Origin of the sequence: Lysobacter sp. Root494 (genome assembly GCF_001427225.1) — a bacterium.
Classification (GTDB): domain Bacteria; phylum Pseudomonadota; class Gammaproteobacteria; order Xanthomonadales; family Xanthomonadaceae; genus Agrilutibacter.
Window position 1 is genome coordinate 606,843 of record NZ_LMFH01000001.1, and the last position, 21,255, is coordinate 628,097.

Here is a 21,255-nt window from a genome sequence, read left to right on the forward strand (position 1 = left end):
GCTGCTTTGCTCCGCCAGCTGCGCGTCAACGCGCCGGGCGCGGAGTGTCGTAGCGCTTGAAGTAGCGGTGGTGCTGCAGGTGGTCGTGCTGCTGCCCCACGGCGAAGTACGCCTTGCCACCACGACGCCCGGGCTGCAGGCAAGGCAGTTCGTACTGGGCCTCGGGATTGTTGGTGTAGTAGTGCGGGATCTTGTCGATGAAACGCCCAAGCATGTCGGGGCCGCATTCGATCTCGCCATATTTATCGAAACCGAAACGCGGATTGCCGATGTTGAAGTCATCGACGCAAACCACGCCATTCTCGATCAACCCGAGTTCGCGCTCGAGCGGCCATGCCTCGTACCAGTGCGCGTCGAGGTAGAACAGCGGGCAACGGAACTTGTCGCGGAACTTCGCGATCAGTTCGGGCGAGTCGATCTTTTCAACATGCGTGTGCGGCATGAAGCCGACCCGGCGCTTCACCAGGTCGACGTACTTGTCCACGACATCGCAGGTCACGATGGTCAGGTTCGGATAGGTTCGCGCCAGGTAGTCGGTCGTATCACCTGCATTGCAGCCGGTCTCGATGACCGCGTCGCACTGGTAGCGTTCGATCAGATAGTCGAATTCGAGCGCCGTAGTAATGTCGAAACCGAACGGCCCACCGCCGTCACTCAGCTCGGCTGCGCCGAGACGAAGGGTGCGGTAGAAGTGCTTGTAGACGTTTTCGGCAGACATTCGGTTCCCCTCGGCTTGGCCGGGGAAGCTAATACGTTTTGCACAAATTCGGCAAATTCCAGCCTGCGGCCCCTGGCCTCCCGGCATGGAACCGGGTGTTCGAATGCCTGTTGCCGCCGTTCTGCCTGCCGTGAGCCTCGTCGCCACTGCGGCTCCGTGCGGGTTGGAACTTGAAGCGGGCGGGCACCATTCAGCGCCGTGTTGCGCGCAACGCAAGTGACAGCAGGCGGGACTCGATCCATTCGCCGATACCAGCGGGCTCGCCCAGCCCCATCCGGTCTGCCGCTTCAGCGTCGCTGATGCTGCCGGCGGTCAGCGCCCGCAGCAGCGTACGCAGCTTGGCACTGCGCGTCGGCGTATGGGCCTTGAGCCAACCCAGTGCGGTTACGAGACGTTGCTCCACGGGAGTGAAATCGCTGCCCAAGGGATAGTCGGGCAGAGTGCCGTCGGCACGGAAGGGTGACAGCGCGGAGTGGAGTTGTTCGGGTGTATTGCGACGCGCTGCGGCCGGCGTGGTGAAGTCCGCACGAAGCTTTCCATTGGCCTTCGCGGTGGCGAGGAGTCCGCCCTGGAAGCGTGCATCGGCAATCGCCGCCATCGCGATCACGCAGTCTTCGTCGGCGCGCCCGCGCACGTCGGCGACGCCGTATTCGGTGATGTAGAGGTCGCGTAGATGGCGCGGGATGGTCGCGTGGGGGTAATTCCACGGAATGCCCGATCGCACATGCCCACCGGCTTCGCGGCTGGCGCGCAGCATCAGGATCGATCGCGCATCCGGCAGCGCGTGCGCCATGGCGACGAAGTTGTATTGGCCGCCGACGCCGGACACCACGCGCCCGTCGCCCAAAGCATCCGATACCGCCGCGCCCAGTGCCGTCGCCATCATGCAGGTGTTGAAGAAGCGGGCATCGCGGCGCTGCAGGCGCTCGAGTTCCTCGTGGCCGCCGTAGAGTTCGTTGACTTCGCTGACCCGCTTCATGCCGATCGCGCGGCGCTGTTCACCGGGCATCGTGCGGAACCACTCATAGAAGTCGGGCGAGCCGAGGTAGAACGCGCCGTGCAGGTATTCGCCTTCGCGTTCCAGTCTCGCGTGGTCTTCGGGGCTCGCTTCGCCGCCCGCCAGCCGCTGCATCAAGCCCAGGTCGTCGACGACCTTGCGCCGGATCACACCCGCTTCGACGAGACGGCGGAAGCCTTCGTTGATCATCTCGCTGCAGCCATAGAGCCCTTCGGCGAAGGGGGCGAGCGCCGTGTCGTTCGCGCCCGGTGATCCGAGTGCGCGCAGTACGCGCCGGTACGCCGCGTTGTCGAGATGGCGCAGCACCAGCGCATGGCACAAGGCATCGGCTAGGGCACCGATGCCGATCTGCAGCGTGCCGCCATCCACCACCAGCGTGCTGGCGTGGAAGCCGATCGCGTAGTCGGTATCGTTCACCGGTTGGCGCGGCAGGCCGAAGAGTTTCGGATAGGGTCCCGGCGGCGCAACCACGATGTCGAAAAAGCCGACGGGCACGCAGGCGCTGCCATCGAGCCACGGCAGTTCCGGATCGACTTCCGCCACCAGCAGCGGACGCGGCAGGCCGCGCGCGGTGATGGCCTCGATCGCATCGGCGGTCAGGTCGGTATTGCACGACAGCGAAAGCCGGCCGTCTGTCGAGCGCGCCACCTTCTGCACGATCACGTTGAGGCCGCGATCGGCGAGCGCCCGCGCGACATGCGTGTAGTTGAGGCTCGCGTAGCGCCGCTGTGCCTGTTTCGAGTGCAGCAACGCGCCCGATTGCAGGTAGAACTCCTCGACCTCGATGTGCGCAGGCAGTGCATCGCGTCGCAGCGCCTGCACGTACGAAAGGCGCGGGAAGTCATTGCCGAAGTGGCGTTCGACGAACGGTTGCAGGAAGCGCGCCTCCAGTCCCTTGCCGCCAGACGGCGGGTCGAGCGACAGCGCGGTGTACAGGTGCAGGGGACGCGCAGGATCGCGTTCGATCCGTGCATACAGCGCGTTGAGCAGGCGATGCGGCTTGCCGAGACCAAGCGGTGCGCCGACGTGGAGCGCGCCATCGATGCGCGCAAGCATCGCGTCGATGGCGTCGTCGATCGATTCGAGCTGGAGGGGCGCCGTCATTGCGGCAGTATGCAATGGCGCGGAGTGGCGGCGGGGTTAGAACTGGTCCAGCGGGATGCGCAGGTAGCGGATGCCGTTGGGGGCCGCGACCGGGAGCGCACCCGCGCGCAGGTTGACCTGTAGCGAAGGGATGATCAGCGCCGGTGCGGCGAGGATCGCATCGCGCGCTTCGCGCAGGGCGATGAATTCAGCTTCGCTCGTGTGTTCGCGCACGTGGATGTTGTTGCGCTTCTGTTCGCCGATGGTGGTTTCGCAGGCGGGCTCGCGGCCTTTGCCGTCGCTCGCGGGCTTCCCGTAGTCGTGGCACACGAATACGCGCGTCGACTCCGGCAGTTCGTACAGGCGCTGGATCGAGCGGAACAGCATCGCCGCGTCGCCGCCGGGAAAATCGCAGCGCGCGGTGCCGGCATCGGGCATGAACAGCGAATCGCCGGTGAACAGCGCGTCGCCCACCAGGTAGGCCAGGCTGTCGCGCGTGTGGCCCGGCACGGGAATGGCGACAGCACGCGCCATGCCGACGGCGAACTCGTCGTCGTCGTTGAACAGGCAATCGAAACTGTCCGCCGCGGTTTCCGGATCCAGCTCGAATACGGGTGCGAACGTGCGCTGTACCTCGCGGATGCCGTGGCCGATGGCGATCAGTGCATCGGGAAGCCGCGCCCCCAGCCACTGGGCCGCGGTGAGGTGATCGGCATGGGCGTGGGTCTCGAGCAGCCAGCGCACCTGCAGCTGCTGCTCATTGACGCAATCGAGCAGCTTCTGCGCGAAGGCATGCGAGATGCGTCCGCCCCTGGCATCGAAATCCAGCACGGGATCGATGATCGCCGCCTGCCGGGTGGCGGAATCCGCGACCACGTAGCTCCACGTGCCGGTGTCGGCGTGGTGGAACGGATGCACCTGCACTGTCGCGGCCGGCGTAGTCATTGCCGGGGCGCCAGCGTCTCGTTGAGCAGCGTCGCCAGGCGCCAGGCGGCGATGCGGATGCGTTGTTCGGCCAGCGCGCGATGTTTTTCGGAATAGCCGCGGTCGAGCTTGTGCAGGTCCTTGCCGTCCGGCGTCTTCGGATACAGCTGGCGCAGGTCGGTGAGCGCGCAGGATTCGCTGGCCCACGAAGCGGGCGTCAGTGCGTTGCGATCCATTGTCGGCGGCCACGGCTCGTGGTCGAGGCGGTCGGCGTATGCGTCCAGGCCCAGGCCGCGTTCGGCGAGCACGTAGAAGTCCCACACCGAATGCAGGTTCGTGCCCATCACGCCGCCAACGTAGCGGTCGCGCGCGTAGGCTTCGGGTTCGATGTCAGTGCGCAGGCTGATCTGGTACTTGTTGCCGCCCTGGTCGTCATGCGCGTTCGCATGCATGGGCTGGTGGATGTCGCCGACGAAGTGGACGATGAACTTCAGCGCGTCGCGTCGCTTTTCGATCGGCTGGCTGCGGTCGGCGAGGATCGCGCGCTGCGCGTCGATCGCGGCGATGACGCATTGGCCATCCTTGCAATCGCGTTCGGGCCGGTAACTGCATTTGTCGCTGGAGAGATTGACGTAGTGCCAGCGCGAGGTCTGTTTGAAGCGATCCGGATCGCTGTCGCGCAGCGTGTCGGCCCAGGTGGCGACGCCCGCGAGTGTCGGGTCGGCTTCGCCTTGCAACAGTCGTGCGACTTCGGCGTTCGCGGTCTTCGTGAGATGGCGCTGTGCGAGTTCACCGACCAGCTTGTGGCCCAGCGCGCTCCAGGCGACGACCGGGGCGGCGATGACGAGGGCCAGTGCCGCGGCCAGCCAGGCCAGGCGGCGAAGGGAAGGGGTTCGGGAGTGGTGGGCGTTCATGCCATCCACTGTACCGGAGCCGGCCACGGCTTCGATGGCAGCGGACCGGCCGTTTCCGTGCACGCCGCTTGCCGGAGCGGGCCTTGCGACGCCCCGTCTGCCTGTGCCACCGCGCCGGGCCGCCTGGCCGGGCGCGACTGCTAAAATGCGCTTCCCCTTCCATTCCGCCGCGTGCACCGCGGCCGCAGGAGCTTGCAGCAATGACGATCAAGGTAGGCATCAACGGCTTCGGCCGCATCGGGCGCAATGTCCTGCGCGCCGCCGTGCAGAATTTCGGCAACGACATCGAGATCGTCGCCATCAACGACCTGCTCGAGCCCGACTACCTCGCCTACATGTTGCGCTACGACTCCGTGCACGGCCGCTTCAAGGGCGACGTCTCGGTCGAAGGCAATACCCTGGTCGTCAACGGCAGGAAGATCCGCCTGACCCAGGAACGCGATCCGGCCAACCTCAAGTGGGGTGAGGTCGGCGCCGACGTCGTGATCGAATCCACCGGTCTGTTCCTCGACAAGGCCACCGCGCAGAAGCACCTCGATGCGGGCGCGAAGAAGGTCGTGCTGTCGGCGCCGTCGAAGGACGACACGCCGATGTTCGTCTACGGCGTCAACGACAAGAGCTACAAGGGCGAGGCGATCATCTCCAATGCCTCGTGCACCACCAACTGCCTGGCGCCGATCGCCAAGGTCATCAACGACAAGTGGGGCATCAAGCGCGGCCTGATGACCACCGTGCACGCCACCACCGCCACGCAGAAGACCGTCGACGGCCCGTCCAACAAGGACTGGCGCGGCGGGCGCGGCATCCTCGAGAACATCATCCCGTCGAGCACCGGTGCGGCCAAGGCCGTCGGCGTGGTGATCCCGGAACTCAACAAGAAGCTCACCGGCATGTCGTTCCGCGTCCCGACCTCGGACGTGTCGGTCGTCGATCTCACCGTCGAGCTCGACAAGCCTGCCACCTACGCCGAGATCTGCGCCGAGATGAAGTCGCAGTCGGAAGGCGCGCTGAAGGGCATCCTCGGCTACACCGAGGACAAGGTCGTCGCCACCGATTTCCGCGGCGACGCGCGCACCTCGATCTTCGACGCCGAAGCCGGCATCGCGCTCGATGGCACCTTCGTCAAGCTCGTCAGCTGGTACGACAATGAGTGGGGCTACTCGAACAAGTGCCTGGAAATGGTCAAGGTCGTCGCCGGCAAGTAAGCGGCCACGAATGTGTTGCAAAAAAGCCTCGCATTGCGGGGCTTTTTTGTGGGCTCGTGCGGGTCAATCACTCCCTATCCCCGCCAGCGGATTCGAGCAGCTCGATATCGAAGACCAGCGTTGCATTGGGCTCGATGTCGCCGGCGCGTCCGGCTTCGCCATAGGCGAGCGGACCGGGAATCCAGAAGCGATAGCGGCTACCGGGCGTCATCAGCGTCATCGCTTCGGCCAGGCCCGGCATCACGCGCGGCAGCGGAAGGGTTTCGGGATGCTGCGCGGCGTAAGTATTGGAGAATTCGCGGCCTTCGAGCGTGCGGCCGATGTAATGGATGCTCACGGTGGCGGACGCACCGGGATGTGGACCGCTGCCAGGCCGGAGGATCTGGTACTGCAGTCCGGATGGCGTGGTGACAACACCGGGCTTTCCGGCATTCGCGACAAGGAACGCCTCGCCCGTCCTGCGGTTGCGTTCGGCGACCTCGCGCGCCTGTCGCGCACGCTTCTCGCGAAGCTGTGCGGTGAACTCGCGGCGCACCTGGTCGAGTTGCTTCGCGTCGAGTTGCGGCTTCTGTCCCGATAGCGTCGCACGCATGGATTGCTGCACGATCTCGAGGTCGATGTCGTCGCGGATCGGACGCAGGTCGTTCGCGACATCGACGCCAACCATGTAGCTCGCGCGCGCCCGGTCGGTGGCGAGATCGATTTTCCGGGTGGCATCACTGCCGTCCTGCGCGGGGTGATCGCGGGCGGTGCAGGCCGTGAGGAGCAGCATCGCGAGCAGCAGGAGAACGATCGGTTTCATGGGCTTCGCCGGCAACGCCGGCATCGGTCGGCGCGGAGGTCGCCATCCAGCGGGCGTCGTGAAGGAATGTCGCACTGTGCAGTCAGGAATGTATCGAAGCTGTAAACATGGCTTCGTCCATTGCTTTTCCAGTTCAGATCACTCGCCCGGGCGAGTGAGGAATCGTCGACACGTTGAGGCGTATACACGCGCTTACGGCGTGTCCGTTGCGGACGGAGTGCCGCGTTGGAATGAACATCGGCACACGCTTCGCAACATGGGATGCCCTCTATGAGCAGGCAATGCATCGCTGGTTTGGTTTGGGCCATCGCGATGTTGCTTGCCATCGTGAGTCCCGCGTGGGGGGCTTCCCGGGTTCCACAACTCGCGGAAGATGGCGCCACAACGCGTTATCTCCCGGCAACTTCCAGGCTGGCTGTGCCGGCCACGCAGGTGTGCGGGAAGAATGCGAAATGGGTCCGCATCGGCTTCAGCGAACTCACGCTGGGCGCGTACGACTCGCTCGTGCTGGAGAGCGACGGTGGCGATCGCTACGTTTTCGAAGGCAACCACTGGAAGGGCCGCGCGTTCTACTCGCGAGCCTTGCGCGGGAACTGCGTCGACATCCACCCCTCCTTCGGTCATTCCGACAGCCGCTATACGGTGGAGAGCTACCAGTTTGGAACCGCCGCACTCGAAGGCTCGCCCGTGGTGGCGGCCGGCGCGGGCGACATCTGCGACAGCACCCCTGCCGATTGCGGCAGGACATCGGACCTGATCGTCGCGATCAATCCGACGGTCGTATTCACCACGGGGGACAACGCGTACAACAGCGGCACGCTGGCCGAGTTCAACACGCGTTACGCGCCGCGATGGGGGCGTTTCAAGGAGCTGACCAATCCCACCCCCGGCAACCATGACTACCTGACCGCCGGTGCCAGCGGCTACTTCGATTACTTCAACGGCGTCGGCCGGCAGACCGGTCCCGCGGGCGATCGCAGCAGGGGCTATTACAGCTTCGATGTCGGCGAATGGCACTTCATCGCGCTCAACAGCATGTCGAGCGGAACGGTTTCATCGACGCAGCTGGCGTGGCTCGATTCCGATCTCGCCGCGAATACGAAGCCATGCACGGCGGCCTTCTTCCACCATCCGATGGTGAGCCGGGGTGTGTACAACGGGTCGGCGTCGATGAAGCCGGCATACGACCGCCTGTATGCGGCCGGGGTCGATCTGGTGCTGGTCGGCCACGACCACAACTACCAGCGCTACGCGAAGATGACGCCGTCGCAGGTCGCATCGAGCGATGGCCTGCGACAGGTCATCGTCGGCACCGGCGGTCGCGATCTCTATGCGCTCAATGGCACGCATCCGCTGCTGCAAGCCGCACAGGCAGACACGTGGGGCGTGCTCAAGCTGGAACTGACTGCCGATGGATACACGGGCGAGTTCGTGCCGGTCGTCGGCAAAAACTGGACCGACAGCTTCAGCGGTACCTGCAACAACGCTGCTTCGGAGAACGCACCGCCGTTGGCCGACTTCTCGTTTGCCGCGCAGGGGCTGTCGGTCGACTTCACCGACGACTCGACCGATGCGGATGGAACCATTGCCTCGCGAAGCTGGAATTTCGGCGACGGCCAGAGTGCGACCAGCACCAATCCCAACCATGCCTACGCGACAGCAGGAACCTACACGGTCACGCTGACCGTCACCGATGACGAAGGTGCGACAGACAGCGTGAGCCGCTCGGTAACGGTAAGCAGTCCGGCCGCGAACACGCCTCCGACCGCGTCGTTCGGCTATTGGGTGCGCGGGCGGCAGGTCGTGTTCAAGAATTACTCGACCGACAGCGACGGCACCCTCGTCACCCATGCCTGGGACTTCGGCGATGGCACCTCATCCACCAGCGCCACGCCCAGTCACACCTACGCGACCCTAGGCCTGTGGACTGTGCGACTGACCGTCACGGACGACGACGGCGCACAGCGCAGCGTGACCCGAAACGTGCCAACGCTCAATCTGACCGGCACCGTCGACGAGAGCACTGGAACGGTGAACGTCGACCTGCGCTGGGTGGGCGCGCAGACCAGTTCGGTCGACATCTTCCGCAACAACACGCGCGCCACGGTTACCGCCAACGACGGCGCCTACCTGGATGCCACCGGCCTGAGCGGCTCAGGCACGCTCACCTACCGGGTGTGCGAAGCCAGCCGCGCGGTATGCACGCAGACGATCACGCTGACCTACTGAAGCCGTCGCGCGCCGTGCCGCGGGCGATTTGAAAGGCATCCGCGCAGAACGGACAATGTGCGCCCCTGTTTGCGCCATCTGCCCGGAGCCCCATGTCCATCGTCCGCATGACCGACCTTGACCTCGCTGGCAAGCGCGTGCTGATCCGCCAGGATCTCAACGTGCCCGTCGCGGACGGCAACGTCACCTCTGACCAGCGCCTTACGGCTTCCATTCCCACGTTGAAGCTGGCGCTGGAAAAAGGCGCCGCGGTGATGGTGATGTCGCACCTGGGCCGCCCGAAGGAAGGCGTGTGGTCGCCGGAAGATTCGCTCGAGCCGGTCGCGAAACGTCTTGGTGAACTGCTGGGCCGCGACGTGCCGCTGGTGCGCGACTGGCTCAGCGCCGACTTCGCGGTGAAGGCGGGCGACATCGTGCTGCTCGAGAACTGCCGCATGAATGTCGGCGAGGGCAAGGACGACGAAACCCTGTCGAAGAAGTACGCGGAGCTGTGCGACGTCTTCGTCATGGACGCATTCGGTACCGCGCATCGCGCGCAGGCCTCGACGCATGGCGTGATCCGTTTCGCGAAGGTCGCCGCCGGTGGCCCGCTGCTGATGGCCGAACTCGATGCACTCGCCAAGGCGCTCGAACATCCCGCGCGCCCGCTGCTCGCGATCGTCGCCGGTTCCAAGGTGAGCACCAAGCTCGAACTGCTGTCGTCGCTGGTGGGCAAGGTCGACCAGCTGATCGTCGGCGGCGGCATCGCCAACACCTTCATCGCGGCGATGGGTCATGGCGTCGGCAAGTCGCTGGTCGAGATGGACCTGCTCGATACCGCGAAGCAGATCATGGCCGACGCGAAGGAGCGGGGCGCGGACATCCCGATCCCGAGCGATGTCGTCGTCGCGCCTGCCTTCGCCGCTGATGCACCCGCGACCGTGAAGGCCGTCGATGCGGTCGGCGCCGAAGACATGATCCTGGACATCGGCCCGCGGACCGCCGCGCGTTATGCGGAACTGATCCAGGGCGCCGGCACCGTCGTGTGGAACGGCCCGGTCGGCGTGTTCGAATTCGACGCATTCGGCAAAGGCACCGAAACCCTGGCGCGTGCCATCGCCGCATCGAAGGCGTTCTCGATCGCCGGCGGCGGCGACACGCTCGCCGCCGTCGACAAATACGGCATCGAACAGGACGTGTCCTACATCTCGACCGGCGGCGGTGCGTTCCTGGAATTCCTGGAAGGCAAGGAACTGCCGGCGGTTGCAGCATTGAACGCGCGCGGCTGAACCCATGGCCACGCTCTTCTTCGACATGGACGGCACGCTGATCAATTCGGAGGTCGGGATCACCCGCTGCGTCGCGCACGCGCTGACGCAGATGGGGCTGGAAGTGCCGCCTGAGGCGGAGCTGCGCCGTTGGATCGGTCCTTCGCTGCGTACCAGCTTCGCGCCCTTATTGCGCGATGACGGGAAGGTCGAACAGGCGGTGCTGCACTATCGCGACCGCTTCGAATCGCACGGTTGGGCCGAGCACGAGGTTTACGCAGGCATCGGCGAGGCCGTGGAGGCTCTGCATGCAGTCGGGCATCGTCTCGCCGTGGTCACGGCGAAAAACGAACCGCACGCGCGCAAGATCGCGGCCCACCTGCCATTCGGCCATCGTTTCGTCGACATCATCGGTGCGACCATCGACGGCAGCCGCAGCCACAAGCCGGAGCTGATCGCCGAAGCCCTGCAGCGGCTCGAGGTTTTGCCGGACGAGTGCTGGATGATCGGCGACCGCCGCATGGACATCGAAGGCGCGCTCCACCACGGCATGCGCCACGTGGGCGTGCTCTGGGGTTTTGGCGGTGAAGACGAGCTGCGCGCGGCCGGTGCCCGGCGGCTGGCCGCGCATCCCGACGAGTTGCCACTGCTGCTCGCGGCCTGACAGCGGCCGTGCGAACGCGGATGCTGGCCACACGCCCGGTGAGCCCGCGCATCTGAACTCGATTTCATAACCCTTGTCGGACCAGTGTGCGGCGGGCTGTGCTAGTTTCGGGGGCTCAGTCATCACCGCATCCACGCACAGTGTCCATCGTCCGCCGCCGCACCAAGATCCTCGCCACCCTCGGTCCCGCCACCGATGCACCGGGCGTCCTGGACGCCCTCCTCAATGCCGGCGTCGACGTGGTTCGCCTCAACTTCTCGCACGGCGATCCGTCGGGGCAGGTCGCGCGTGCCAATGCGGTGCGCGAAGCGGCGCATCGCGTGGGCCGCGAAGTCGGCATCCTCGCCGATCTCCCCGGCCCGAAGATCCGCATCGAGCGCTTCGCCGAAGGCCGCGTGCTGCTGAAGGCGGGCGACCGTTTCGATCTCGTCGCCAGCACCACTGCGCCGCCCGGCACCATCCACGAAGTCGGCGTGAGCTACCTCGGCCTGCCGGGCGACGTGATCCCCGGCGACGTGCTGCTGCTGGACGACGGCATGCTGCAATTGCGCGTCGAACGGATCGAAGGCGAGCGCATCGTCAGCACTGTGCTCAACGACGGCGCCCTGTCCGACCGCAAGGGCCTCAACAAGCAGGGCGGCGGTCTCTCGCTCGGCGCGCTGACCGAACGCGACCGCGAACTGATCAAGGTCGCCGCCGAACTCGGGGCCGATTTCATCGCCGTGTCGTTCTGCCGCAATGCCGAAGACATGGAGGAAGCGCGCCGCATCGCGCGCGCCGCCGGCAGCGATGCCGCGCTGGTGTCGAAGATCGAACGCGCCGAAGCGATCGAGAACCTGCGCGAAATCGTGCTCGCCAGCGACGTGGTGATGGTGGCGCGTGGCGACCTCGGCGTGGAGATCGGCGATGCCGAACTGCCGGGCCTGCAGAAGAAGATCATCCGCGAATCGCTCGAATGCGGGCGCGTCGTGATCACCGCGACGCAGATGCTGCAGTCGATGGTCGACAGTCCGATCCCGACGCGCGCGGAAGTGCTCGACGTCGCCAACGCCGTCATCGACGGCACCGATGCGGTGATGCTTTCGCAGGAATCGGCGGCCGGCAAATATCCGGTGCGCGCGGTGGAAGCGATGGCGCGCATCTGCCTCGGCGCCGAACGCCAGTTCGAATCCGACACCGACTTCGAGGATGCACCGCGCAATCTCGAGCGCGCCGACCAGGCGATCGCGATGGCGGCCATGTTCCTGTCCGAGCACATCGGCGTGCGCGCGATCCTGGCCGCGACCGAATCCGGCGGCACCGCGCGCTTCCTCTCGCGCTTCCGCTCGTCCGTGCCGATCTACGGACTCTCGCGCCATGACGGCGCGCGCCGGCGCATGGCGATGATGCGCGACGTCTTCCCGATCGACTTCGACAGCCGCGGGCTGGCCTCGCGCGATGCGGCGCGGCGCTCGATCAAGCAGCTGTTCGACGCGGGCTACCTCGACGTGGGCGAGCGCGTGATCTTCACCAGTGGCGACCACATGGAACACCACGGCGCGACCAACACGCTGCGCCTGCTGCAGGTGGGCGAGGACGGGAAGGCCGAGGGGCTCGGCGAGTTGTAGAGGGCATCGCCGCGGATCGGCGGGAGCCTGCGACTGGTATTGGATTCGCGGGTGTGTGGTCTGCAAGTGGTTGATTCTGCGTCGCCGCAACGACGCGGTGGTGACCCTCAGCCGCTATAATCCGCGGCTTCCCACCGCTCCCGCAGGACACCCATGAGCATCGAACAGCTTGCCGAAACCGCCTTGGCCATGGTGGCCCCGGGCAAGGGCATCATCGCGATCGACGAATCCACCGGCACCTGCGCCAAGCGCTTCGCCGGCGTGGGCATCGAGAACACCGAAGAGAACCGTCGCCGCTACCGCGAGCTGCTGCTCACGACGCCCAAGCTGAGCGACTACATCTCCGGCGCGATCCTGTTCGACGAGACCATCCGCCAGTCCACCAGCGACGGCGTGCCGTTCGCGAAGTACATGATGGACCACGGCATGATCCCCGGTATCAAGGTCGACAAGGGCACGCACAACCTCGCCGGCTGCCCGGGCGAAGTCGTCACCGAGGGCCTCGACGGCCTGCGCGATCGTCTCGCCGAGTACTACAAGCTCGGCGCCCGCTTCGCCAAGTGGCGCGCGGTGATCAACATCGGCGATGACATTCCGTCGGGTACCTGCATCGACGCCAATACCCACGCGCTGGCGCGTTATGCCGCGCTGTGCCAGGAGCAGGGCCTGGTGCCGATGGTCGAGCCGGAAGTGATCATGGACGGTAGCCACGACATCGACGAATGCTTCCAGGTCACCGAAGTGACGCTGCGTTCGCTGTTCAACTCGCTCGTCGAGCACAACGTCGTGCTGGAAGGCACGATCCTGAAGGCTTCGATGGTCGTGCCGGGCACCACCAGCGGCGAGAAGGTGAGTGTCGAGGAAGTCGCCGCCGCCACGCTGCAGTGCCTGAAGTCGACCGTGCCGGCGATCCTGCCGGGCATCGTGTTCCTCTCGGGCGGCCAGTCCGACGAAGACGCGACCGCGCACCTCGACGCGATGAACCGCATGGGCCCGAACCCGTGGCCGCTGTCGTTCTCCTACGGCCGCGCCATGCAGGCCGCTGCGCTGAAGCTGTGGTCGCAGGACCTGGTGAACAACTTCGCCGCCGCGCAGCAGACGGTCTACGCGCGTGCGAAGGACAACGGCCTGGCGGCGCTGGGCCAGTGGCAGAAGGCTGCGTAAAGCGCTGCACGATGGATAGCAAGAACGCCGGCTTCGTGCCGGCGTTTTTGTTTATTGCCTCAGGTCGTGCCGAGCGCGTGCCGGAACACCGACGCCATCCCGGCGCTGAAACAACAAAGCAGCACATCGGCCGGCAGCGCGTGCGCATCCAGCCATTCGCGTATCGATGCGATTGCTACCGGCGCCGCGAGCTCCGGCGGATAACCGAAGACGCCGCAACTGATTGCGGGGAATGCAATCGTCCGTACCCCGTGTTCCGTCGCCAGCCGCAGCGATTCGCGATGGCAACTCGTCAGCAGGGCCGGTTCGTCCTGATCTCCGCCATGCCAGACCGGCCCCACCGTGTGGATCACATGGCGTGCCGGCAGTGCGAAACCTGCCGTGATGCGGGCTTCGCCAGTGGGGCATCGCACATGCGGCCGCACGAACGGGATTGCCCTGCATGCCTCGTGCAGTTCCGGTCCCGCGGCGCGATGGATGGCGCCGTCCACGCCACCGCCGCCCGACAGGGCCTCGTTGGCGGCGTTGACGATGGCGTCTACCGGCAGGCGGGTGATGTCGCCCTGGATGACCTCGATCGGCATGGCTGGATCCGGAGCCTGTTTTTCAGGGGATTTTGCCGTATCAGGGGACAACCATTGGCCCATACGTCGGGTCCACCCATTCCGTAGAATCGATCGCTGCCGGTTTCCGGAACGATTGCTGCAGGGCAATCGCCCCAGGCTATCCCTAGAATCGGCCCTCGCCCGTTGTCTTCCCCGGAGTCATGCTTGACCAGGACACTGCTTGCCCTCGCGTTCACCTGCCTGCTTGTCGCCTGCGGCAAGGACGTGGCATCGCAGGGCGACGGGAAAGGCGACCGGCCAGTGACCGTGACCACGCAGGTCGTGCGGCCGCAATCGTGGAGCGACAGTGTCCAGGCGCTGGGAACGGTGCATGCGCGCGAATCGGTCACGGTAACCGCCAAGGTGAGCGAAACCGTGCAGCAGGTGCATTTCCAGAGCGGAGATATCGTGGCCAAGGGCGCGCCGCTGGTCACGCTGAGCGGGCAGGCGCAGCAGGCCGCGCTGGTGGAAGCAAAGGCGGAAGCGGAAGAAGCCGATCGCCTCTATCGCCGCCAGAACGAACTCGCCGCGCAGCAACTCATCGCGCGTTCCGCGCTCGATACGCAGCGCGCAGCGCGCGATACCGCCAACGCGCGCGTCGCCCAGATTCGCGCGCAGCTCGGCGATCGCGTGATCCGCGCGCCGTTCGCCGGCGTCCTCGGCATCCGCCGGGTGAGTCCCGGTTCGCTGGTGACGCCGGGCACGGCCATCGCCACGCTCGACGACACCGCGCGCGTGTACGTCGATTTCCCCGTGCCCGAAACCATGCTCGCGCAGCTCGCGCCCGGTCTGCGCGTGAGCGGGCACAGCGAGGCCTATCCCGATCGCCGCTTCGACGGCGTGGTCAGCACGATCGATGCGCGTATCGACGAGGCGACGCGTTCGGTCACGGTGCGTGCCGATTTCCCCAATCCCGATCGCGCGCTGCGCCCGGGCATGCTGCTGGAGATCGCGTTGCAGCGCCCGGAACGGCAGGCATTGCTCGTGCCGGAAATCGCGATCGTGCAGGTCGGCACCGATTCGTTCGTGTATCGCGTCACCAGCGAGGGCACCGCCGAGCGCGCCGACGTGGATGTCGGAGCGCGCCGCGATGGCCTGGCCGAGATCACACGTGGCGTGAAAGCGGGCGAACGCATCGTCGTCGACGGCACGGTGAAGCTGCGGCCGGGCAGCAAGGTTGTCGATAGTGGCGCGAAGGGTGCTGCTGCGAAGTAATCCCATCGATCCTGGCGCCACGCGCCGGACGGTTACTCCCTCGCTTGTGCGCCGCGCAGTGCAGGGTTGAGGCAAGGCATGAAACTCTCCGACATCTCGATCAAGCGCCCCGTCTTCGCCACCGTGATCAGCCTGCTGCTGATCGTGCTCGGCGTGATGGCGTTCTCGCGGCTGACGCTGCGCGAACTGCCGGCGATCGATCCGCCCGTGGTGTCGGTGGAAGTGACGTATCCGGGCGCCTCGGCCGCGGTCGTGGAAACGCGGGTCACCCAGATCCTCGAGGACGCGCTGGCTGGCATCGAAGGCATCAACACCATCGAGTCGCGCAGCAGCAGCGGCCGCTCCAACATCAGCATCGAGTTCAACCTCACCCGCGACATCGAGGATGCCGCCAACGACGTGCGTTCCGCGGTCAGCCGGGTGATGGACCGCCTCCCGGAGGAAGCCGACCCGCCGCAGGTGGCGAAGGTCGAAGCCGACGCCGACGTGATCGTGTGGCTCAACATGAGCAGCACGAACATGGACACGCTGCAGCTGTCCGACTACGCCGAACGCTACGTCGTCGACCGGCTGTCGAGCATCGACGGCGTCGCGCAGGTGCGCATCGGCGGCCAGCAGCGCTACGCGATGCGCATCTGGCTCGATCGCGATGCGATGGCCGCGCGCGGCATCACCGCGGCCGACATCGAAACCGCATTGCGCGCGCAGAACGTCGAACTGCCCGCCGGCCGCATCGAATCGGAAACCCGCGACTTCACCTTGCGCGTGGCGCGCAGCTTCGAGAAGCCCACCGACTTCGCGCAGATTCCGCTGGGCAAGGGCAAAGACGGCTACGTGGTGCGCCTGGGCGATGTCGCCAAGGTCGAACTCGCCTCGGCCGAGCGCCGCAGCTATTACCGCAGCAACGGCGAGCAGAACGTCGGCCTCGGCATCATCAAGACGTCCACCGCCAACAGCCTCGATGTCGCCCGCGCCGCGCGTGCCGAGGCCGAGCGCATCCAGGCGTCGCTGCCCAAGGGCACCAGCATCTTCGTCGCCTTCGACACCACCACCTTCATCGACGCTGCGGTCGAGCGCGTGTACCACACGCTTGCCGAAGCGATCATCCTCGTGCTGATCGTGATCTGGCTCTTCCTCGGCAGCGCGCGCGCCGCGCTGATCCCGGCGGTGACAGTTCCGGTGTGCCTGATCGCCGCCTTCATGCCGCTGTACCTGTTCGGCTACTCGATCAACCTGCTGACCCTGTTGGCGCTGGTGCTGTGCATCGGCCTGGTTGTCGACGACGCGATCGTGGTGCTGGAGAACATCCAGCGCCGCGCCGACCTCGGCGAACCGCGCCTCGTCGCCGCGCGCCGCGGCACCCAGCAGGTGGCGTTCGCGGTGATCGCTACGACTGCGGTGCTGGTGTCGGTGTTCCTGCCGATCGGCTTCATGGAAGGCAATACCGGGCGCCTGTTCCGCGAGCTGTCGGTGGCGCTCGCGGGTGCCGTCGCGATTTCCGCCTTCGTTGCGCTGACGCTCACGCCGATGATGTCGTCGAAGCTGGTGAAGCCGCACAAGGAAGAAAAATCCAATCCGGTCACGCGCTGGGTCAATGCGCGGCTCGAGGCGGTGAGCGCGCGTTACCGCCGCCTGCTGGAGCGCAGCGTCGAGCGACCGTGGTTTTTCGGCGTGCTGATGCTCGTGGCGCTCGGCTTGAGCTACGGAATGCTGAAGGTAGTGCCGTCCGAACTCGCCCCTGCGGAAGACCGCGGCGTGTTCTTCCTGATGTTCAACGGACCGGAAGGCGCGGGTTTCGACTACACGGTCAAGCAGGTCGCGGCCGCCGAGAAGATCATGCTCAAGCACGTCGGCGAGGACGGCCCGATCGAGCGCGCGAGTTCGCGCGTGCCCGGCGGCTTCGGCGCGACGGAAGACATGCAGAGCGGCCGCATCAGCGTGTTCCTGCGCGACTGGCGCCAGCGCGAGGAAGAGACGGCCGTAGTCGCGCAGAACATGCAGAAGGAACTGAGCCAGCTGCCCGGCGTGCGCGTGTCCTCGCAGGTGACCGGCGGGCTGGTGCGCACGCGCGGGCAGCCGGTGCAGATCGTGCTCGGCGGCCCCGACTACGCGCAGCTGGCCGAATGGCGCGATCGCCTGATGGCACGGATCGAACAGAACCCGGGCCTGGTCGGCGCGGATTCGGACTACAAGGAAACACGACCGCAGATGCGCGTGCAGATCGACCACCAGCGCGCCGCCGACCTCGGCGTGAGCGTCGGCGACATCGGCAGCACGCTGGAATCGATGATGGGTTCGCGCCGCGTCACCACCTTCGTGCGCGGTGGCGAGGAATACGACGTGATCGTGCAGGCCAGCAAGGCGCTGCGCGCGTCGCCCGCCGACCTCGCCGCGATCCAGGTGCGCACGCGCAGCGGCGATCTCGTGCCGCTGTCCAACCTGGTCACGCTGAAGGAAATCGCCGAGCCCGGCAGCTTCAACCGCTTCAACCGCCTGCGTGCGATCACCATCAGCATGGGACTCGCGCCGGGTTACCGCATGGGTGATGCCATCACCTGGATGCAGCAGACGGTTCGCGAGGAGCTGCCGCAGCAGGCGCAGATCGACTGGAAGGGCGAGTCGCGCGAATACCAGGCCGCCGGCGGTGCGGTGCTGCTTACGTTCGCGCTGGCGCTGCTGGTCGTGTACCTCGTGCTCGCCGCGCAATTCGAGAGCTTCATCCATCCGTTCGTGATCATGCTGACGGTGCCGCTGGGTGTGCTCGGTGCATTGCTGGGCCTATGGCTGTTCGGCGGCACGCTCAACCTGTTCTCGCAGATCGGCATCGTGATGCTCGTCGGCCTGGCGGCGAAGAACGGCATCCTGATCGTCGAATTCGCCAACCAGCTGCGCGATGAAGGCCGCAGCATCCACGAAGCGATCGTCGAGTCCTGCGCGGTGCGCCTGCGTCCGATCCTGATGACCTCGATCGCGACGGTGGTCGGCGCGATTCCGCTGGTGATCGCGGGCGGCCCGGGCTCGGCGAGCCGCGCGACGATCGGCGTGGTGGTGATCTTCGGTGTGTCCTTCTCGACGCTGCTGTCGTTGTTCGTGGTGCCGGCGTTCTACGCACTGCTGGCGAAGTACACGCATTCGCCGGAAGCCGTCGCGCACGAGCTGGAGAAGCTGGAGGCGGTCACGCCGCAGGCGGGCGGGCACGCGTAAGGCGTTGCGCTCGCATCTGCTCGTCGCCGGCTTTCGCTGGGATGACGCATCCATAGGCCCGCTTTCATGGCGTGAAAACAATGCAAGCTTTCGCGTCCTTCACGTGGATGACGCGCCACGCACTGCCCGTGGGCGTAAGCTTCCCGCATGTCCGATCACACGCCCCGACCGCCGCGCCGTCCGCCCGGTGCCAGTCCCTGGAAGTCCGCGTCCTCGTCACCCACGCGCGAGCGCTCGCCCTCCCACGACGAGTCCCCGCGTCCGCCACGCGCTCATGAAGAGCGTGCCCGTGCACCGCGCACGCGCGACGAGCCGCGCTCGCCGCAACGCATGCGCGACACCGCGTGGCCGCCGGCACAGCCCGAAGAACACGCCGCGCATCCCGCACGCGCGCGCCGCGACGCCGAGCTGCGCGTGTACGGCCTGAACGCAGTGCATGCCGTGTTCGCCCGCAGGCCGCAGGCGATCCGCAAGCTGTATCTCGCCGAAGCCCGCATTCCCGCCGTGCAGCCGCTGCTGAAGTGGTGCGTGGCCAACCGCGTCGGCTATCGCGTCGTAGATGAGGAAGATCTCGGCCGTCTCGCTTCGAGCACGCACCACGAAGGCGTCATCGCCGACGTGATGCGCGAAGAGCCCTTGTCGCTGTCGGCGTGGCTGCGCGACCTTCCGGCCGGTCCGCAATGCGCGCTCTGGCTCGACGGTGTCGGCAACCCGCACAACTTCGGCGCGATCCTGCGTTCGGCCGCGCACTTCGGCGTCAGCGCGATCCTGTTGCCGAAGCATTCGCCACTCGCGCTCTCCGGCGCCGCCGCGCGCGTGGCCGAAGGCGGCGCCGAAGCGGTGCCGATGGTGCGCCTGGGCCGGCAGGACAACGCGATCGCGCAACTGCGCAGCGCGGGCTTCGCGCTGGCGGCCACGGTGGTGCAGGGCGGCAAGGATGTGTTCGACGCCACGCTGCAGCAGCGGCTCGTGTTCGTGCTCGGCAGTGAAGGCGAGGGCATGGATCGCGAACTCGCCGCGGCCTGCGACGTGCGCGTTTCGATTCCCGGAACCGGCGCGGTGGAAAGCCTTAATGTCGCGGCCGCGACGGCGGTGCTGCTGGCGGCGTGGCGCTCGCGGTTGTGATAGCGGAGTTCGTTATTCCGGCGAGGCGGAGATTCGGGATTATTCGGACACAAGCAGTTAGATGACGGACATAAAAAAGCCCGGGAATCCCCGGGCTTTTTTCATCCGAAGCGAGGCGTCATTCCGACGGCGGCTTCACAACCTTCGCCTCGCTGCCGAAATCGCCCTCCGCGCTCGCCGCGAGATAGCCGAACACCGCATACGCCGCGACGTTCTGCGCCAGCGCCTTCGGGTCGATCTTGTCGAGCGTGTCATCGGGCGTGTGGTGGTAATCAAAGTAATCGGTGCCGTCCTGGCGCAACGACGCCCAGGCAAGGCCCTGCGCCGCGAATGGGCTGACGTCCGGACCCGGTCCGCCTTCTTCCGGCGTGTAAGCGATGCCCAGTGGCGCCAGCGCGTCGGCGATCTGCTTCGCCGCGCCCTGCGCGTAGTCGGGCGCGCTCGTCCGGAAAGCGTAGATGCGGCCGGCGCCGAAGTCGCTCTCCGCGCCGATCTGGTGCTTGCGGATGTCGCCGATGTGCTTCGCCGCGTACGCCTTGCCGCCGTACAGACCTTGCTCCTCGTTGGCGAATGCAACGACGCGGATCGTGCGCGACGGGCGCTGCTTCATCTTTCCGATCAGCGCGCCGGCGGCCATGGTCAAGCCCACGCCCGCCCCGTCATCGATCGCGCCCGTGCCCGGATCCCACGAATCCAGATGCCCGCCGATCAGCACGACTTCGTCGGACTTGCCCTTGCCGCGAATCTCGCCGACGACGTTGTACGAAGTCGCCTCGCCATCCCAACCGCAGTCGAGCGCCATGCGCACGCGCACCGGTCCGCGCGCGAGCAGGCGCGTGAGCTGGTCGGCATCGGGCGAGCCGAGCGCGGCCGACGGAATCGGCGTCAGGCCTTCATCGAAGCGGGTGATACCGGTGTGCGGATTGCGGTGCGAATCGGTGCCCGCCGAACGCATCAGGTAGCCCGACGCGCCGGCGCGGATCGCCGCGGAGGGACCCGCACCGCGCACCTTGCCGCCCATGCCGTAACCGGCACCGTCGCGCGCGCGTTCCATGCGGTAGTCGATGAAGGCGATCTTGCCGGCGAGCGAGCCGGCCGGCGCCGCTTCGAGGGACGCGAGATCGGCGAAGCGCACGATCTCGGCTTCCACGGTGCCGCCCGGGCTGCCGCCGAGCGCGATCAGCGACAACGGCTGTGTGCTCGCCCCGATCACGGCGCCATGTTCACTGCGCCGTTCCCACTTCGGGAAATGCACTTCTTCCAGCCAGACCTTGTCGTAGCCGAGTGCCTTGAACTTCGCCTGGGCCCACTTCACTGCGCGTGCATCGGCTTCGCTGCCGGCCAGTCGCGGGCCGACTTCGGTAGTCAGCGATTCGGTGATCTCGAAACCGAGATTGCTGGCAAGCGCCTGCTCGCGCAGCTGCACGGCATTGTCGATCGCCTTCTGCGGAATGATGGTGGTCCGCGGTGCGGCGTGGAGCGCACCTGCGGCGAGCAGGGAAGTAGCGAGAAACAACGGCACGACGCGCAT

At 66.4% G+C, this 21,255-nt stretch carries 16 protein-coding genes; 9 read left to right on the forward strand and 7 right to left on the reverse strand.

What is annotated here, in order from left to right; all coding sequences use genetic code 11:
• Positions 1 to 25: 25 nt before the first annotated feature.
• The 4 genes from ASD14_RS02545 to ASD14_RS02560 all read right to left on the reverse strand — a co-directional run bounded on the left by ASD14_RS02545 (position 26) and on the right by ASD14_RS02560 (position 4,657).
• Positions 26 to 718 (reverse strand): hypothetical protein, encoded by a 693-nt coding sequence (locus tag ASD14_RS02545; RefSeq protein WP_056128364.1) that lies wholly within the window; start codon positions 716 to 718, stop codon positions 26 to 28.
• Between the two features lie 190 nt (positions 719 to 908).
• Positions 909 to 2,840 (reverse strand): acetyl-CoA hydrolase/transferase C-terminal domain-containing protein, encoded by a 1,932-nt coding sequence (locus ASD14_RS02550; protein ID WP_056128367.1) that lies wholly within the window; start codon positions 2,838 to 2,840, stop codon positions 909 to 911.
• Between the two features lie 36 nt (positions 2,841 to 2,876).
• Positions 2,877 to 3,764 carry an MBL fold metallo-hydrolase gene (locus tag ASD14_RS02555; protein ID WP_056128370.1) on the reverse strand — a complete coding sequence of 296 codons (888 nt, stop codon included), beginning with the start codon at positions 3,762 to 3,764 and terminating at the stop codon, positions 2,877 to 2,879.
• Entirely contained in the window at positions 3,761 to 4,657 is an 897-nt protein-coding gene (locus tag ASD14_RS02560) for a S1/P1 nuclease (protein ID WP_056128375.1), read from the reverse strand. The genes ASD14_RS02555 and ASD14_RS02560 overlap by 4 nt, the downstream gene beginning before the upstream one ends.
• Positions 4,658 to 4,857: 200 nt before the next feature.
• Between ASD14_RS02560 and gap the strand changes: the two genes are divergently transcribed.
• Positions 4,858 to 5,862 carry a type I glyceraldehyde-3-phosphate dehydrogenase gene (gene gap / locus ASD14_RS02565; protein ID WP_056128378.1) on the forward strand — a complete coding sequence of 335 codons (1,005 nt, stop codon included), beginning with the start codon at positions 4,858 to 4,860 and terminating at the stop codon, positions 5,860 to 5,862.
• Between the two features lie 67 nt (positions 5,863 to 5,929).
• Here the strand turns inward: gap and ASD14_RS02570 are convergent, their stop codons facing one another.
• The gene (locus ASD14_RS02570) at positions 5,930 to 6,664 is read right to left on the reverse strand and encodes an FKBP-type peptidyl-prolyl cis-trans isomerase (protein WP_162247663.1); all 735 of its coding nucleotides are present in this window, start codon (positions 6,662 to 6,664) and stop codon (positions 5,930 to 5,932) included.
• A 312-nt stretch (positions 6,665 to 6,976) separates the two neighbouring features.
• On the opposite strand from ASD14_RS02570, the gene ASD14_RS02575 reads away from it, so the two are divergent.
• The 5 genes from ASD14_RS02575 to ASD14_RS02595 all read left to right on the forward strand — a co-directional run bounded on the left by ASD14_RS02575 (position 6,977) and on the right by ASD14_RS02595 (position 13,575).
• Positions 6,977 to 8,893, forward strand: coding sequence for a PKD domain-containing protein (locus tag ASD14_RS02575; protein ID WP_235565284.1), 1,917 nt, complete (start codon positions 6,977 to 6,979; stop codon positions 8,891 to 8,893).
• Between the two features lie 92 nt (positions 8,894 to 8,985).
• Positions 8,986 to 10,161, forward strand: a complete 1,176-nt coding sequence (locus ASD14_RS02580) for a phosphoglycerate kinase (RefSeq protein WP_056128387.1) — start codon at positions 8,986 to 8,988, stop codon at positions 10,159 to 10,161.
• A gap of 4 nt (positions 10,162 to 10,165) precedes the next feature.
• Positions 10,166 to 10,804, forward strand: coding sequence for an HAD hydrolase-like protein (locus tag ASD14_RS02585; RefSeq protein WP_056128389.1), 639 nt, complete (start codon positions 10,166 to 10,168; stop codon positions 10,802 to 10,804).
• 140 nt (positions 10,805 to 10,944) lie between these two features.
• The gene (pyk, locus tag ASD14_RS02590) at positions 10,945 to 12,411 is read left to right on the forward strand and encodes a pyruvate kinase (protein ID WP_056128392.1); all 1,467 of its coding nucleotides are present in this window, start codon (positions 10,945 to 10,947) and stop codon (positions 12,409 to 12,411) included.
• A 153-nt stretch (positions 12,412 to 12,564) separates the two neighbouring features.
• Positions 12,565 to 13,575: a class I fructose-bisphosphate aldolase gene (locus ASD14_RS02595; protein WP_056128393.1), complete on the forward strand. Its 1,011-nt coding sequence runs from the start codon at positions 12,565 to 12,567 to the stop codon at positions 13,573 to 13,575.
• A gap of 59 nt (positions 13,576 to 13,634) precedes the next feature.
• Here ASD14_RS02595 and ASD14_RS02600 read toward each other — a convergent pair whose 3' ends face one another.
• Positions 13,635 to 14,159: an O-acetyl-ADP-ribose deacetylase gene (locus ASD14_RS02600; RefSeq protein WP_056128397.1), complete on the reverse strand. Its 525-nt coding sequence runs from the start codon at positions 14,157 to 14,159 to the stop codon at positions 13,635 to 13,637.
• Positions 14,160 to 14,381: 222 nt separating this feature from the next.
• Between ASD14_RS02600 and ASD14_RS02605 the strand changes: the two genes are divergently transcribed.
• The 3 genes from ASD14_RS02605 to ASD14_RS02615 all read left to right on the forward strand — a co-directional run bounded on the left by ASD14_RS02605 (position 14,382) and on the right by ASD14_RS02615 (position 19,724).
• Positions 14,382 to 15,395, forward strand: coding sequence for an efflux RND transporter periplasmic adaptor subunit (locus ASD14_RS02605; protein ID WP_235565296.1), 1,014 nt, complete (start codon positions 14,382 to 14,384; stop codon positions 15,393 to 15,395).
• Between the two features lie 78 nt (positions 15,396 to 15,473).
• On the forward strand, positions 15,474 to 18,599 hold the full coding sequence (locus ASD14_RS02610; protein ID WP_056128403.1) for an efflux RND transporter permease subunit: 3,126 nt from the start codon (positions 15,474 to 15,476) through the stop codon (positions 18,597 to 18,599).
• A 147-nt stretch (positions 18,600 to 18,746) separates the two neighbouring features.
• On the forward strand, positions 18,747 to 19,724 hold the full coding sequence (locus tag ASD14_RS02615; RefSeq protein ID WP_082538686.1) for a TrmH family RNA methyltransferase: 978 nt from the start codon (positions 18,747 to 18,749) through the stop codon (positions 19,722 to 19,724).
• Positions 19,725 to 19,842: 118 nt separating this feature from the next.
• Here ASD14_RS02615 and ASD14_RS02620 read toward each other — a convergent pair whose 3' ends face one another.
• Entirely contained in the window at positions 19,843 to 21,255 is a 1,413-nt protein-coding gene (locus ASD14_RS02620) for a M28 family peptidase (protein WP_056128406.1), read from the reverse strand.

Excerpts from the sequence above, each read along its gene's own strand:
- ASD14_RS02545 (WP_056128364.1), bottom strand. The coding sequence starts at position 718 with ATGTCTGCCGAAAACGTCTACAAGCACTTCTACCGCACCCTTCGTCTC.
- ASD14_RS02550 (WP_056128367.1), bottom strand. The coding sequence starts at position 2,840 with ATGACGGCGCCCCTCCAGCTCGAATCGATCGACGACGCCATCGACGCG.
- ASD14_RS02555 (WP_056128370.1), bottom strand. The coding sequence starts at position 3,764 with ATGACTACGCCGGCCGCGACAGTGCAGGTGCATCCGTTCCACCACGCC.
- ASD14_RS02560 (WP_056128375.1), bottom strand. The coding sequence starts at position 4,657 with ATGAACGCCCACCACTCCCGAACCCCTTCCCTTCGCCGCCTGGCCTGG.
- gap (WP_056128378.1), top strand. The coding sequence starts at position 4,858 with ATGACGATCAAGGTAGGCATCAACGGCTTCGGCCGCATCGGGCGCAAT.
- ASD14_RS02570 (WP_162247663.1), bottom strand. The coding sequence starts at position 6,664 with ATGAAACCGATCGTTCTCCTGCTGCTCGCGATGCTGCTCCTCACGGCC.
- ASD14_RS02575 (WP_235565284.1), top strand. The coding sequence starts at position 6,977 with ATGTTGCTTGCCATCGTGAGTCCCGCGTGGGGGGCTTCCCGGGTTCCA.
- ASD14_RS02580 (WP_056128387.1), top strand. The coding sequence starts at position 8,986 with ATGTCCATCGTCCGCATGACCGACCTTGACCTCGCTGGCAAGCGCGTG.
- ASD14_RS02585 (WP_056128389.1), top strand. The coding sequence starts at position 10,166 with ATGGCCACGCTCTTCTTCGACATGGACGGCACGCTGATCAATTCGGAG.
- ASD14_RS02595 (WP_056128393.1), top strand. The coding sequence starts at position 12,565 with ATGAGCATCGAACAGCTTGCCGAAACCGCCTTGGCCATGGTGGCCCCG.
- ASD14_RS02600 (WP_056128397.1), bottom strand. The coding sequence starts at position 14,159 with ATGCCGATCGAGGTCATCCAGGGCGACATCACCCGCCTGCCGGTAGAC.
- ASD14_RS02610 (WP_056128403.1), top strand. The coding sequence starts at position 15,474 with ATGAAACTCTCCGACATCTCGATCAAGCGCCCCGTCTTCGCCACCGTG.
- ASD14_RS02615 (WP_082538686.1), top strand. The coding sequence starts at position 18,747 with ATGTCCGATCACACGCCCCGACCGCCGCGCCGTCCGCCCGGTGCCAGT.
- ASD14_RS02620 (WP_056128406.1), bottom strand. The coding sequence starts at position 21,255 with ATGCGCGTCGTGCCGTTGTTTCTCGCTACTTCCCTGCTCGCCGCAGGT.